The organism is Methanobrevibacter sp., from assembly GCF_045636185.1.
Taxonomy (GTDB): Archaea; Methanobacteriota; Methanobacteria; order Methanobacteriales; family Methanobacteriaceae; genus Methanocatella.
Genome location: NZ_JAZTXC010000076.1, coordinates 1 through 14,640, shown reverse-complemented (window position 1 = coordinate 14,640; position 14,640 = coordinate 1). Strand labels below are relative to the sequence as shown.

The 14,640-nt window shown below is 32.9% G+C and carries 12 protein-coding genes and 1 pseudogene; 8 read left to right on the top strand and 5 right to left on the bottom strand.

Going from position 1 to position 14,640, the window contains the following annotated elements; all coding sequences use genetic code 11:
• Window positions 1-131: 131 nt before the first annotated feature.
• Window positions 132-695 (bottom strand): FmdE family protein, encoded by a 564-nt coding sequence (locus tag ACKI3Q_RS04665; RefSeq protein WP_407414750.1) that lies wholly within the window; start codon window positions 693-695, stop codon window positions 132-134.
• A 109-nt stretch (window positions 696-804) separates the two neighbouring features.
• Here ACKI3Q_RS04665 and fdhD point away from each other — a divergent pair, with 109 nt between their 5' ends.
• On the top strand, window positions 805-1,554 hold the full coding sequence (fdhD, locus tag ACKI3Q_RS04660; RefSeq protein ID WP_407414748.1) for a formate dehydrogenase accessory sulfurtransferase FdhD: 750 nt from the start codon (window positions 805-807) through the stop codon (window positions 1,552-1,554).
• A gap of 2 nt (window positions 1,555-1,556) precedes the next feature.
• On the opposite strand, the gene hxlB is transcribed toward fdhD, so the two are convergent.
• The gene (gene hxlB, locus ACKI3Q_RS04655; protein WP_407414746.1) at window positions 1,557-2,147 is read right to left on the bottom strand and encodes a 6-phospho-3-hexuloisomerase; all 591 of its coding nucleotides are present in this window, start codon (window positions 2,145-2,147) and stop codon (window positions 1,557-1,559) included.
• A gap of 60 nt (window positions 2,148-2,207) precedes the next feature.
• Here hxlB and ACKI3Q_RS04650 point away from each other — a divergent pair, with 60 nt between their 5' ends.
• The 5 genes and pseudogenes from ACKI3Q_RS04650 (at window position 2,208) to lysS (ending at window position 8,190) form a co-directional block, all read left to right on the top strand.
• Complete coding sequence (locus ACKI3Q_RS04650) at window positions 2,208-3,077, top strand: LysR family transcriptional regulator (protein WP_407414744.1); 870 nt, start codon at window positions 2,208-2,210, stop codon at window positions 3,075-3,077.
• A gap of 139 nt (window positions 3,078-3,216) precedes the next feature.
• On the top strand, window positions 3,217-4,131 hold the full coding sequence (locus ACKI3Q_RS04645) for a carbohydrate kinase family protein (protein ID WP_407414743.1): 915 nt from the start codon (window positions 3,217-3,219) through the stop codon (window positions 4,129-4,131).
• 72 nt (window positions 4,132-4,203) lie between these two features.
• A complete protein-coding gene (locus tag ACKI3Q_RS04640) occupies window positions 4,204-5,028 on the top strand; it encodes an SPL family radical SAM protein (RefSeq protein WP_407414741.1) in 825 nt (274 codons plus the stop codon).
• 142 nt (window positions 5,029-5,170) lie between these two features.
• Window positions 5,171-6,469, top strand: a complete 1,299-nt coding sequence (gene thiC / locus ACKI3Q_RS04635) for a phosphomethylpyrimidine synthase (RefSeq protein ID WP_407414739.1) — start codon at window positions 5,171-5,173, stop codon at window positions 6,467-6,469.
• Window positions 6,470-6,606: 137 nt separating this feature from the next.
• Window positions 6,607-8,190: pseudogene (lysS, locus tag ACKI3Q_RS04630) on the top strand (lysine--tRNA ligase).
• Here lysS and ACKI3Q_RS04625 read toward each other — a convergent pair.
• Genes ACKI3Q_RS04625 through ACKI3Q_RS04615 form a run of 3 tightly spaced genes read right to left on the bottom strand, consistent with a single transcriptional unit; the run spans window position 8,187 to window position 10,135 of the window.
• The gene (locus ACKI3Q_RS04625; protein ID WP_407414737.1) at window positions 8,187-8,570 is read right to left on the bottom strand and encodes a GNAT family N-acetyltransferase; all 384 of its coding nucleotides are present in this window, start codon (window positions 8,568-8,570) and stop codon (window positions 8,187-8,189) included. The pseudogene lysS and the gene ACKI3Q_RS04625 overlap by 4 nt on opposite strands.
• Window positions 8,570-9,040, bottom strand: coding sequence for a nucleoside deaminase (locus ACKI3Q_RS04620; RefSeq protein ID WP_407414735.1), 471 nt, complete (start codon window positions 9,038-9,040; stop codon window positions 8,570-8,572). Before ACKI3Q_RS04620 ends, ACKI3Q_RS04625 begins: the two co-directional genes overlap by 1 nt.
• A gap of 39 nt (window positions 9,041-9,079) precedes the next feature.
• The gene (locus ACKI3Q_RS04615; RefSeq protein ID WP_407414733.1) at window positions 9,080-10,135 is read right to left on the bottom strand and encodes a hypothetical protein; all 1,056 of its coding nucleotides are present in this window, start codon (window positions 10,133-10,135) and stop codon (window positions 9,080-9,082) included.
• A gap of 195 nt (window positions 10,136-10,330) precedes the next feature.
• Here ACKI3Q_RS04615 and polC point away from each other — a divergent pair, with 195 nt between their 5' ends.
• Window positions 10,331-13,624: a DNA polymerase II large subunit gene (polC, locus tag ACKI3Q_RS04610; protein WP_407414731.1), complete on the top strand. Its 3,294-nt coding sequence runs from the start codon at window positions 10,331-10,333 to the stop codon at window positions 13,622-13,624.
• A gap of 200 nt (window positions 13,625-13,824) precedes the next feature.
• On the top strand, window positions 13,825-14,640 hold an 816-nt coding region (nrdD, locus tag ACKI3Q_RS04605), incomplete at its 3' end, for an anaerobic ribonucleoside-triphosphate reductase (RefSeq protein ID WP_407414729.1).

The window sequence follows — 14,640 nt, the reverse complement described above, 5'->3', positions numbered from 1 at the left end:
TAAATAATAAAATAAATAGTTTTAATAAATACAAACTGTTTAATGACAGCAAAACAAAATTTTTTTTAACCGATATAATCTCGTTTAAAAAATAAAGTTCATTTCAATGAAGATTATATATAATATTATTATTATATAATATCATAGTAAGCGCCCTCAGCACAGGGTTTGCAAATAGGTTTGCCATCAACTATCAAATGATGACCATCAGTTACTTTATCTCCACATACAGAACATATTTCAGTAGTATGAGGTTTACCCGGCATTTGTGCTTCTGTTAACTCAACCTTGACTTTTTGTACTTCAAATAACTCTTCAGGAGGAGTGATTTTAAACCTCTCAATCATTTCATCTGGAGTTTCTTTTTTCTTATCCTTTTTGTTGGCGTCCACATCGACAATTCTTAATGCTTCACAGGTGTCAATATTATAAAAAGTTGCAGCAAATTTACCGTAATAAGTCTGTTTGAGAGATCGTTTTCCCATAGAGCATTTTGTAACAGCCTGAACTGCATCAGCCATACATCTATCAATTTCCAAAATAACAATTAAATTTTTGTGACGAGTATTTAATTCCATTCCCATTAATTCCAGGCCATACATAGCAAGTTTAGTGCCAATAGCTATTCCACCACAGATTTCACCATGAAAATCTCCTGCAATTTTTAATTGTTCCTCATAATCTTTCTGATTCATTAATTATCACCTAATCCATAGGAAAATTATCCATCATAATTAAATGTATGAAAATATTTAAATAATTAATAGTTAATATATTGTAACAGTATATAACGGGTGTTATAACATGAAAATCGAAGAAATTGATGCAATATCCTATAAGAACAATGAAGCAAAAGAAGTAAAAGAAAATGTTGTTCAAGATGAAACTATCACATTAACTATCAATAATGAAATTAGCCGTAGTCTATCAGCAATTGAAGATTCACTAAAAGAATTTGCTGTTGGATATATGTTTAATGAAAATATGGTTGATTCAATGGATGCCATTAAAGACATTAAAATAGAAGGAAATCAAATTTTTGCAGAAATTGATGACAGATTGTTAAAAACTAATGAAACCGTTTTATGCTCAGATTCTGCAGGAGGATGGAGAAGCAAAATTAAAAACGTGAAATCTGTTGAATCTGATTTTCAAGTTTCAGTCCATGAACTGATTGATAGAATTGAAGAGTTGAAAGACAATGCGAAAATTTGGCAAGCAACCGGTGGGACCCATGTTGCCGGAATAGTACATGAAGGTCAGTTCATCGTTAAAGAAGATGTTAGCCGCCATGTTGCAGTTGATAAAGTAATCGGATATGGATTATTACATGATTTTGACCTATCCAATTCTTACGTTATTTACAGTGGCAGAATGCCTGCTGACATGGTTATTAAAATGACTCGAGCAGGCGTTCCAATTTTAGCATCCAACGCTGCACCTGCAAATTCAGGTTATAATATAGCAAAAAAAGGAAATGTAACACTAGTAGGATTTTTACGTGGTGAAAGGTGCAATGTTTATAATAATCAAAATAGAGTAATTTTTGATTGAAATTACTCTAAAACTGTGTGTCTTGCTTTTAAATCACTTTCTGTTTGATGCATTTTTTCCATTAATTCAGATACAATAGCATCAAGAAATACGAGAGTAGTCAATTCAAAAGCAGTTCCTAGTGGAGTTAAAGAAGTATAGTTTCCATAAATTTGACGTTTCATATAGTTTTCATCATCAATTTCTTGCATAGTTCTTCCTTTAACCAAAAGACAGCAGTCAGACAATTGACCTAAAGTAGATTCAGGGTAAGAAGTAACAGATAAAACACTTGAACCTCTATTTTTTGCAATTTTGGCTGCAGATACAATAGTATTAGTTTCACCAGACCCGGAAATGGCAATTATACAATCACCTTTATTAATAGCGGGAGAAATTGTTTCACCTACAACATATGCGCTTACTCCCAAATGCATTAATCTCATTGCAAAAGCTTTTGCAGCAAGTCCAGACCTTCCAGCCCCAGTTACAAAAACATTTTCTGCTTCAATAATAATATTTTCAAATTTATCAACATTTTCTTCATCTAAAAATTCTTCAGCACTAACAATATTTCCTATAATAGCTTTAATAGAGCTTTTCATCAATTCCATTATATCATTCCTAAAAACACTAATTTAAATATATGAAAAAACTTTAATATATAATTAATTATGAAACTTGAAAGCAAGGGTTTAATCAGTTTGGAGATAAATGGAGAAATTTATGGTTATAAATTGTACCAAAGTTTAGAGTCTCTGAACAGGACACATTCCCAAAGAAAATCTGCTAAGGAATTAAATATTTCACATACTGTTTTTAATAGGAGAATACTTAAAGCTGAAGAAAAATTGGGAATTAAATTAACTGAAAAGAAAGGAAATGGAAGCGGCCTTACAATTGACGGTATGAGACTTTTAGAAGAATATAGAAAGTATTTAATTCAGATAGCGGAACCTGACAACATCAATATCGCCGGAGGACATATCAGTTCCAGCCTTTTGGAAAGTATTGATTTGCCATTTAATATTAATGTTTATAGTAGTAGCGATGAAGATGCTTTTAAATTAGCTAGAAGAGGGGTTGTTGACCTGTTAACATTAGATGATCCACTTATCGCTTATGAAAGAGACATAAATTTTATTCCAATAGCTTACGACTATCTTGTTTTGATTTCAAGCCCTGATTCACCAGAAATCAACAGCATAAAAGATTTAAACAATCTGGATTTTGTTAAGGTTGGTGGTTCTGCTCAAAGGCTTGCCTGGAACAGTCTTGAACATTATGACTTGAAATATAATATCAAACATAATGTCAATTCACAATTTGATGCTTTTAAATTAGTTAAAAACTCTAAAAATTTACATAGTTTTTTAAATGCTAGTTATTTTAATGGAAATGAAATATTAAAGTTTGATACTAGACATGTCATTAGTTTAGTTAAAGTTAATGATGATGACCCAAAAACTGATGATTTTATCAATTATTTACTAACCAAAGGTCAAAAAGACATTGTAAAACAAGGTTTTATACCTATGGATTAATAGTCCTCAAACGCTCTCACCAATATTATTTATACTGCCAAATACAAATGTATAACTGCACCTCATGATTAAGTTGTGAAATTTCACTAGAGATTTTACAAATTTTTTTAAAAAGAAAAATTATAGGAAAGGAGATAATATGGTAAAAGATATTGATTTACTTGCAATTGGTCATTCCGCTCATGATTATATTATTAGAGTACCTACATTTCCAAAAGCCAACTTTTCAGCTCCAATAACAGATATGAAAACCTTTAATGGTGGAGCTGCAGCTAATGTTGCTTGTGTTGGAGCCAATCTTGGATTGAAAACATCATTAGTTTCAGCAGTTGGCGGAGATTTCAAAAAAACCGAGTATTTTGAACATATGGAAATTTTAGGAATTGACACAGAATCACTAATAATAGTTCCTGGAGAAAAAACCCCAACAGCATTCGTTTTAACAGATGATAATGAAGACCAAATCAGTTACTTCTATTGGGGAGCTGCTAAGGAATTTGCAGAAAGTAAAGTGCCTACTCATGCAATAAAAAATGCACAAGCAGTTCATTTAGCAACAGGTGACCCTGAATTCAATTGGAAATGTTCAGAAGAAGCTAAAAATGACGATATTCTTGTTTCATTTGATCCTGGTCAAGACCTTGGAATGTATGATACCAAAAAATTAAAAGATGTAATTGAAAATACAACAATTCTTTTTGGAAATCATCACGAAATTGAAAGAATTCAAGAATCACTTGAAACTGATTTAGCTGGATTAAGGGAATTAGGCCCTAAAATAATTGTTAAAACCTGCGGAGCTAATGGAAGCGAAATTTATTCCAGTGAAGAAAAAATTAAAATTGATGCAATTGATGTTAATGTAGTTGATCCTACTGGTGCCGGAGATTCCTACAGAGCAGGATTTTTATCCAGATTCTTAAATGGTGAATCCCTAGAAGAATCCGCTAAATTCGCATCAGCAGTTTCATCATTTATTATTGAACATCAAGGTTGTCAAACTAACATGCCTAGTTTTGATGACGCATTTGAACGTATGAATGAGTTTTATTAAACTCATTTAACTATTTTTTTGATTTACATGCACTACACCGAAGTTAAGAGTATACTATCACCTAAAAATGGAATGAATCTTTATCGTGGATGCACACACGGTTGTATCTATTGTGATTCAAGAAGCAAAATTTATCAAATGAATCATGAATTTGAAGATATTGAAGTTAAAAAAAATGGTCTGGAGTTATTAAGAAAATCACTTAAAAACAAGCGCAAAAAGGTCATGGTGGGAACGGGTTCAATGGCTGACCCGTATATGCAGATTGAAAAAAGACTTGAATATACTAGAAGTGCTTTAAAGTTAATATATAAATACGGTCATGGCTTTACCTGCATTACAAAGTCTGATTTAATTTTAAGAGACCTTGATTTAATTAAAAAAATTAATGAAAATACGAAGGCCATTGTCCAGATGACCTTAACCACTGCTGATGAGGATTTATGTAAAATTTTGGAACCTAATGTCTGTACAACAAAAAGACGTGTTGAAGTTCTGAAAACATTAAATGAAAATAATATTCCAACCATTGTTTGGTTATGCCCGATTTTACCATTCATTAACGATACTGAAGAAAATATAAACCAAATAATTGATTACTGTATTGATACTAATGTGAAAGGAATATTATGTTTTCAAATGGGTTTAACTCTAAGAGAGGGAAATCGAGAATATTTCTATAAAAAATTAGATGAAAACTTTCCTTCTTTGAAAGAAAAATATATCGCTCATTTCAAAAACAATTATCAGGTCCCAAGCCCTTATAATTCGAAATTAATGAAGATTTTTAACAAAAGAACCTCTGATGCAGGAATCATGAATAATTTTGATGAAATTTTTCCATACTTATATAATCTTCCTGCAAAAAATATGAGCAAACAAACAACTTTATTTTAAAACTTGCTTTATATTTATCAATTTTAACAGATTGTGAATCAATCAATTTAAATATTATTAACACGAAATAATTAATATCAAATAAAAATGAATGCAAAATCAATCATTATTGATATAATTAAAAATTAATTGAGTGGTATAAATGACCCAAATTAGTGATGCAAAAAAAGGTATATTGACTGAAGAAATGAAACATGTAGCAGAAATTGAAAATGTTTCAGAAGATTTTATTTTAAGATCTGTAGCTGAAGGTACAATTGTAATTCCAAGTAACGTTAACAGAGATATTGAAGCAGCAGGTATTGGTGCTGGACTTAGAACAAAAGTTAACGCAACTGTTGGAACATCTACAGATATTGTAAACTTCGATGAAGAAGTTCAAAAAGCACAAATAGCAATTGACAATGGTGCAGACTGTTTAATGGAATTAAGTATTGGTGGAGATTTAGACGTTATCAGAAACAGAGTTCTTGATATGTCCCCACTCCCAGTAGGATCCGTACCAGTTTATCAGGCAGCTATCGAAAGTATCAGAAGAGATGGCTCTGTAATTTACATGACTGAAGATGATTTATTTAACACCATCGAAAAACAAGCAAAAGATGGTATCGACTTTATGGCAGTCCACAGTAGTATTAACATTGAAACATTAACCAGACTCAAAAGACAAGGTCGTGTGACTGGACTTGTTTCTAGAGGCGGATCATTCATGTCCGGATGGATTGTTGAAAACGAAAAAGAAAATCCATTATACGAAAACTTTGATTACGTTTTAGAAATTGCTAAAGAGCATGATGTAGTACTTTCCCTTGCAAACGGAATGAGAGCAGGATCCATTGCTGACTCAACAGACAGAGCTCAAATACAAGAATTAATTATTTTAGGAGAATTAATTGACAGGTCCCGTGAGGCTGGAGTACAATGTATGATTGAAGGTCCAGGACACATTCCAATTAATGAAATTCCAACAAATGTAATGATTCAAAAGAAAATGTGTTCCAATGCTCCTTTCTATATGTTAGGACCTATTGTATGTGATGTAGCACCTGGTTACGACCATATCGTTTCTGCAATAGGCGCAGCATCTTCTGCAAAAGCAGGAGCAGACTTCATCTGTTATGTAACTCCTGCAGAACACTTAGCATTGCCTTCTCCAAATGATGTGAAAGAAGGAGTTATTGCTACAAAAATAGGTGCATATGCAGGAGACCTCGCAAGTGGCCAAATTGATGGATCACAAGACCTAGCAATGGCTGAAGCAAGGAAAAAATTAGATTGGGAAGCTCAATACGAATGTGCAATGTTCCCTGATGCTGCACGTGCTAAAAGAGATGAAAGACCACCTGAAGAAGAAGACACCTGTACCATGTGTGGTAATTTCTGTGCAGTAAAAATCGTTAACGAATGGTTAGACCAATCTGATTCAGATTTAATTAAATAGATTTAATAATCTATTTTTTATTATTTATTTTCATACCAAACCATACCACATAGATTAATCTTTTTATATTACTAATTACAATAAATTAACATATACTAATTTTAAGATAATTTTTTATTTTAATAACGGTGAATTAGATGACACATTGGATTGAAAATATAGCTAATGACTTAATCAAAAGAGATGTGGAAGAACATGTTATATCTAGCGGAACTTCCATATCTGGCTCAATACACATAGGAAACTCATGCGACATATTTATAGCAAATGCAATAGGAAAAAAATTAAGAGAAAAAGGAAAGAAAGCTAAAGCTATCTGGATTGCCGACGACAACGACCCGCTTAGAAAAGTCCCATATCCTTTACCTGAAGATTACGAAAAATACTTAGGAATGCCATATTCAACGATTCCATGCCCTGACGAATGTTGTGATAACTTTGTAGAACATTTTGAAAAACCATTGTTTTCTGTTATAGATGACTATGGCATTGAAATGGAAGCCAAATCCGCTTTTGAAATGTATGAAAGTGGAGTTTATGAAGATTACATAAGAACTGCATTTGAAAGAGTGGATGAAATCAAAGAAATATTTAATGAATACAGAAGAGAACCACTGAACGATGATTGGTTGCCATACAATCCGATTTGTGATGAATGTGGACGTTTAAATACAACCTATGCTTACGATTATGATGGAGACATCGCTAAATAGAGATGTGAATGTGGTCATGAAGGTGAAATGGACATTAAAACTGGACACGGTAAATTAACCTGGAGAGTTGAATGGGCTGCAAGATGGAAAATATTTGGAACCACATGTGAACCATTTGGAAAAGACCATGCTGCAAGCGGTGGATCCTATGATGTAAGTAGCATTATTTCAGAAAAAATATTCAATTACCCTGCACCTTATCCGGTACCATACGAATGGATTACACTTGACGGTGAAGCAATGAGTAAGTCTCACGGAGTATTCTTTGCACCGGACGAATGGTTAAAAATCGGTCCTGCAGAAAGTCTTAACTATTACTTATTTAGGTCAAAACCAATGAAAGCAAAAGATTTCTCACCAAAAATGCCATATTTAGACTTTATTGATCAATTTGATAAAGTGGAAAAAGTATTCTATGACGAAGAAGAAGCGCCATCTGAAAAAGAAGAGAAAAAATTCAAAGAAATTTATGAAATCGCTCAAATTAATGTTGGTGAACCACTTCCATTCAGACCACCATTCAGATTCCTGGTCAATGCTTATCAAATTGCCGGTGACAATTTAGAAAAAATATTTGGAATCTTAAAAAGAAACTCACAATTGACCAAAAGTTTTGAAAATAAGGAATTCAGCGACTTGACTGAAGCAGAATTAGCACAATACAGACAACGTGTTGATAACGTAAAATATTGGCTAGACAATTATGCCCCTAAATTCGTGAAATTCCAAGTACAAGAAAAAAGCATTCCTAAACTCCCATTAACAGAGGAACAAGATCAATTCTTAAGCGATTTAGCGGATTTAATTGATACAACCGAGTTTAGTGATGCAACTGAATTGCATGATGCAATGTATGAAATCTTAGAAGGTCAAGGTTTAAAACCACAAAAAGGTTTCCAAGCAATCTATAAAATGATACTTGGTCAAAAACAAGGCCCAAGAGCAGCATCATTCTTATTATCCTTAGATAAAGACTTTGTTGTTAAAAGACTAAGAAAAGAAGCTTAAACCAAGCTTCTAAACTCTTTTTTTATTAATATTTCATCGCCAATACTTACTGTTTGATAATCCAATTTTTTAAATATATCAAAAAGCAGGTCTTCTTCATCTAAAAATACACAGGAAGCCTTAAATCCCAAATCAATAGCTATTTTTTCTAATTGTTTGATTAATTTGTAAGATATCTCTTCACGATTTTTACTAGCGTCCACAAATAAACTAATAATTTCAATAGAATCAGCATCAAATACTTTAAAACTAGCACAACCGACTGTAGAGTTATAATTGGCCAAAAGCAAAACTACCTGAGGTTCATCCATAACACATCCAAAGGATTCACAAAATTCAATGAATCTTTCATCCCTCTCATCAGTTACAATGATTTCCATTATTTAACCTCCGTAGTGTTTCCAACTTTTGCAAGTTCATCATCCCATAATTCGGAGTTATTGGCTGCAAACTTCAAAAATAAGTCCCTGCACCGGATATCATTTAATACTATGACTTCAACATCATTACATTTAAGCAAGTTTTCAGCCCCCATTAGAGTAGTGTTTTCACCTATTACAACACGGGGTATATTATATAATATTACGGCACCTGAACACATAGGACATGGCGAAAGAGTTGTATATAATGTACATTTAATGTAATCTTCATAATTTAAACGGCCTGCATTTTCAATAGCATCCATTTCAGCATGCAAGACTACAGAATCATTCTGAATTAATCTATTATGTCCTTTAGAAATAACTTCACCATCTTTAACAAGGACAGCACCTATTGGAATTCCGCCATCTTTTAAAGATTTTTCAGCTTCTTCAATAGCCAATTCCATAAAATAAGAATCGTTTTTCATAAAAAAAGAAAATAGTAGATGATTATTGATTAATCATCTTTATTTGAATCTGTTTAAAAATCCACCTTTATTAGATTGATTTTCAGCATCTTCTTTAAGTTTATCAATTTGGTTTCTTAAATCAGATATAGTTTTTTGAGAGTCATTTGACAACTTATCATAATTACTCTGTTTAATTTTCAAATCAGATTTGAGAGTTACAATTTCATCTTTTAATTTATCCATGGACTTTTTAGCGTTTTCATCGACTTCTTCTTTATAATTGCCCATTTCAATGAGTTTAGCTCTTAAATCATCAACTTCTGATTGAAGGTCATCAATTTGATGTTTATACTCCTCCAATTCTTCATTGGATTCATTCAACTCATCAGTTAATTTTTGATTTGTATTTTTTAACTCATCAACATCAGACTCTTTTAGCTTGCTGATTTCTTCATTTAAAGATGCAATTTTTTCTTCATATTCATCTTTAACAGTATCCAATTCAGATTCAAGCCTGTCAGTTCTTGCTTTGTTAACTGCACTATCTGCACCTAATTCACCAATACGATTACTTAAATCTTCATTAATATCAAGTTGATCATAATATTTTCTAGAAGTTTTATCCAAAGCACTTGTTAATTCTGTTTTAAGAGATTTTAATTTAGAATTTTCTTTTTTAAGGTCTGGAATAATCGTATTTGTCAAATAATTTAACTCATTTGATTGATTTTTTAATTTTGATTCTTTTACTTTTAACTCTTCTTTTAATTGAGCTACTTCAGAATCATTATCTTTAGCCTTAGGCTCTTCAATAGGAGTTTCATCAACAGACTTCTCTTCTACTGCTTTCTCTTCAGCAGGTTCATCAGCAACTTCTTCGACTGAATCTTCTTCAGGTTCCTCAATAGACTCTTCAGCAGGTTCTTCATCAGTTGCTTCCTCAACAACCTCATCAACAGGTTCTTTAACTTGAGGTTCACTTTCAATAGCTTTTTCTTGTTCTTTTTTAACATCAACAGTAGTTGATTCTTCTTTTTCAGATTTATTACCTAATTTAGTAAAATCTAACTTTACTTTATTTCCATACAATTTATTTACTGGTTCATCAGACATTTAATCACCACTAAAAGCAATGAAAAATTTTAAATTCGACAGTCTTATGTAACAAATAAATTTCTTTTTTAAATTATTTAAATATTTATTTATTTAAATACTCAATTTTTTCACACATGCACACATAGCGAAATTTAATATAGTGCAAAATATACATATAATAACTAACTAATTTTAAAAAACCACGGCGATAATATGGATTATTTTGATAGATTAGAAGCTGAAACGCGCGCATTATACGAAATAGCTAATGAAGCCAGGTCCAAAGGATTAGACGTTGAAACAAAAACTGAAGTCCCATTAGCAAAGGATTTAGCTGAAAGAGTTGAAGGGCTTGTCGGTCCTGAAGGCGTAGCAAAACGTATTAAAGAATTAGAGAAAGATATGGACAGAGAACAAGTTGCTTTTGAAATAGCCGCCGAGATTGCATCATCAAAATTTGAATTAACCGGTGAAAAAGCAGATTATGATGAAGAGCAAAGATGTGATCAAGGCCTTAGAACTGCACTGGCCATTTTAACAGAAGGAGTTGTAGCAGCTCCATTAGAAGGAATTTCTCAAGTTAAAATTAAGGAAAATTTTGATTCCACAAAATATATCGCCGTTTATTTTGCAGGACCTATCAGAAGTGCTGGAGGTACTGCTGCTGCACTTGCAGTTTTACTTGGAGATAAAATTAGAAGAGCTATTAATATTGATGCGTTTAAGCCTATTGAAGATGAAATTGAACGTTATGTGGAAGAGGTTGAACTTTACGAATCCGAAGTCACCAACCTTCAATACTCCCCTACGCCTGAAGAAGTAAGGTTTGCTGCCAATAACATTCCTGTTGAAGTTACAGGTGAACAAACTGATGCCGTTGAGGTATCTCACAGGGATTTGGAACGTGTTGAAACCAACAACATTCGTGGCGGAGCATTGCTTGCTATGGTAGAGGGAGTTATTCAAAAATCCAAAAAAATCCACAAGATCTCCAATAAACTAGAACTTAATTGGGAATGGCTTACCGAATATTCAAAACCTAAAGAGGAATCATCTGATTCTTCTGAAGAATCTGAAGTCGTTCATGAACCAAAATATATTCAGGATATTATTGGAGGTAGACCGGTTTTGGGACATCCTTCTGAAAAAGGCGGTTTTAGACTTAGATACGGCAGATCCAGAAATACTGGACTTGCTACTATGGGAGTTCATCCCGCAACAATGGCATTGCTTGAATTTTTAGCAGTTGGGACACAGCTCAAAATTGAATACCCCGGAAAAGGAAACTGTGTAGTTCCAGTAGATTCAATTGAAGGACCTACAGTTAAGCTCAAAAATGGTGATGTTGTAATTATAAATAGTGTTAAACAAGCTAAAGAACTCAAAAAAGATGTTGTTGAAATATTATTCTTAGGAGATATGTTAGTTGCTTTCGGTGAGTTTTTAAGGAACAACCAACCGTTATATCCTTCAGGATGGTGTGAAGAATGGTGGATTGGACTCTTAAAAGAAAGTGATAACTACTCCGAAGACGATGACCTTGATTTGGGCCGTCTTGAATACGACTATCTTCCAGCTCAGGAAGCCTTTGAATTATCTAAAAAATACAATATTCCCCTCCATCCAAAATATACCTATTGCTATAATGACGTGACCATTGAAGATTTGAATGCATTATACGATTTATTGATGGAAGGTAAAGACACTTATAGTGTTGAAAAAGGAATAAAATTAAAATTATCCTATGCCAAAAGAACACTTGAGATGATTGGCGTACCCCATATTGTCCGTGACGGCGAGATAATTATAGATGCCGATAACTCATTTGCACTTCTTTCAACATTGCTGGACAGATTACCTAAAAAAGATACTACAATTGAAGCTTTAAATGAAGTTACAGAGATTGAAATTAAAAATAAGGCTCCTGCATATATCGGTACTCGTGTAGGTAGGCCGGAAAAATCAAAAGAAAGATTAATGAAACCTGCACCACATGGTTTATTCCCTATTGGAGACTATGGTGGAGCTCAAAGACTCGTTTCAAATGCTGCTAAAAAAGGCACAATATCAGTAGACTTGTCCAGAAGAAAATGTACAAATCCAGATTGCAGGTTAATGTCATTCAGTTCAATTTGCCCTAAATGTGGTTCACCAACGGAAATGGGTGCTCCAAGTAACAAGAAAATTAACATAGCATCAATGCTTAAAAAGGCATCAGATAATGTTAATGTAAGAAAAGTAGATAAATTTAAAGCTGTTAAGGGTATGATTTCAGAATCAAAACTTCCAGAACCACTGGAAAAAGGAATACTCAGATCAAAAAATGAAGTATTTACATTTAAAGATGGTACAATACGTCATGACTCTACAGATTTGCCACTGACACATTTTATCCCTAAAGAAATTGGAGTTAGTGTTGAAAAGCTTCTGGAAATGGGTTATGAACATGATTGTTACGGAAAACCAATTGAAAGTGAAGACCAAATAATTGAGCTCAAGGTTCAGGACATTGTGATTTCATATAATTGTGCCGAATACTTAGTTAATACCGCTCACTTTATTGATGATGAGTTAACTCGTTTTTATGGAATGGAAAGTTTCTATAATGTCAAAACAAAAACTGATTTAATTGGTCATTTGATAGCAGGACTTGCACCGCATACCTCTGCAGGAGTTTTAGGACGTATCGTCGGATTTACAAAAGCCCTTGGATGTTATGCTCACCCATATTTCCACTCCGCGAAACGTAGAAATTGTGATAGTGATGAAGATGCAGTTATGTTGCTTTTAGATGCATTGATTAACTTTTCTAAAACTTATTTGCCTAATACCAGAGGAGGAAGTATGGATGCACCATTAGTTTTATCCTCAAGAATCGATCCGGAAGAAATTGATGACGAATCACACAATATAGATATCTATGCTCGTTTCCCGGTTGAGTTTTATGATAGAACATATGAGCCATTGAAGCCTGCCCAGGTATTGGATTTAATAGATAATGTCGAAAAGCATTTGGGAACACCACAACAGTATGAAGGCCTAATGTTTTCTCACCACACATCAAATATTCATGCAGGACCTACACTCTGCCTCTATAAAAGATTGCCATCAATGAGGGAAAAAGTAGAAGCCCAAATTGAACTTGCAGAAAAAATTAGGGCTGTAGACCAAAGGGATGTTGTTCAAAGAGTATTGTCCTCTCACTTCTTACCGGACATTATGGGTAATTCAAGAGCATTTTCCAAGCAAAAGGTTAGATGCACCAAATGCAATTCCAAATACAGAAGAATTCCTTTGACTGGAAAATGTACTCAATGTGGAGGAAACCTTATCCTTTCAGTTTCAAAAGGATCAGACCAGAAATATCTTGAAATTTCACAGGATTTGGTTAATAGATATCCCGTATCTCCTTATTTAAAACAACGTTTAGAAATCCAGGAATATGGTATAAATTCATTATTTGAAAGTGATAAATCAAAACAAAGCTCTTTGGATGTATTTTTCTAAAGAGACAATATTACTCTTCAAATGCTCTTGGACAAACCAAATTTAAAATATATAATAAAGATAAAAAATGCAATGCTGTAAAAATATTGTTCGTATAAGAACGAACAATATATATACAAGTACAAACTAATATTATAATCAAGTGATTGGTAGAGATAGATTACTCTATCACTTTTTTACTAATCAAATACAAATGGAAAATGGTGTGTAAAATGGAAAAAAGTTCAGAAATCGGAAATAATCTCAATAAATCCATTAAAATTAATGTAGAAAAAAATAATGGAATTAGAGAAAGATTTAGTTATGAAAAATTATTAAAATCATTAGTAATGGTTGAAACCCCATTCTTTGAATCTGATAAAATTGTAGCTACTGTTGTATCTCAATTATACGATGGAATTACTACAAAAGAAATCAAAAAAATTGTTTATGAATGTTTAGAAGACATCGATGGTGAAATCGCTAACAAATACTTAGCAAGCACCCAGTTGAAAGTACGTACTTCAAGAGACACTATTGAAGCATTTGATTTATCTAAAATTGCAAATACTTTAATTGAAGAAACCGGTGCAAGCCAAGAAACAGCTTTTGAAATAGCTACAGAAACTTGGAAAGAACTCAAAAAGTTAAATGTTGAATACTTAACTGCACCAATGATTAGGGAAATGGTTAACACCAAATTAGTTGAATACGGACTTGAAGACTTAAGAAGCAGTTACACTCGTTTAGGTATTCCTGTTTACAACATTACTTCTTTAATTGAGAATGGTAACAGGGATAACGCCAACATGATTCACAACCCGGAAAGTATTCACAAACATGTAGCAGACGAAGCATTAAAACAATATGCATTATTAAAAATGCTTCCGGCACATTTAGCTGATGCACACATGTCCGGTGACATTCACATTCACGATTTAGAATTCTTCGCAGGCAGACCTTTAAACTGTATGCAACATGATATCAGAACATTCATCAAATACGGCCTTAAGGTAGACGGTACCGGTGACCACACA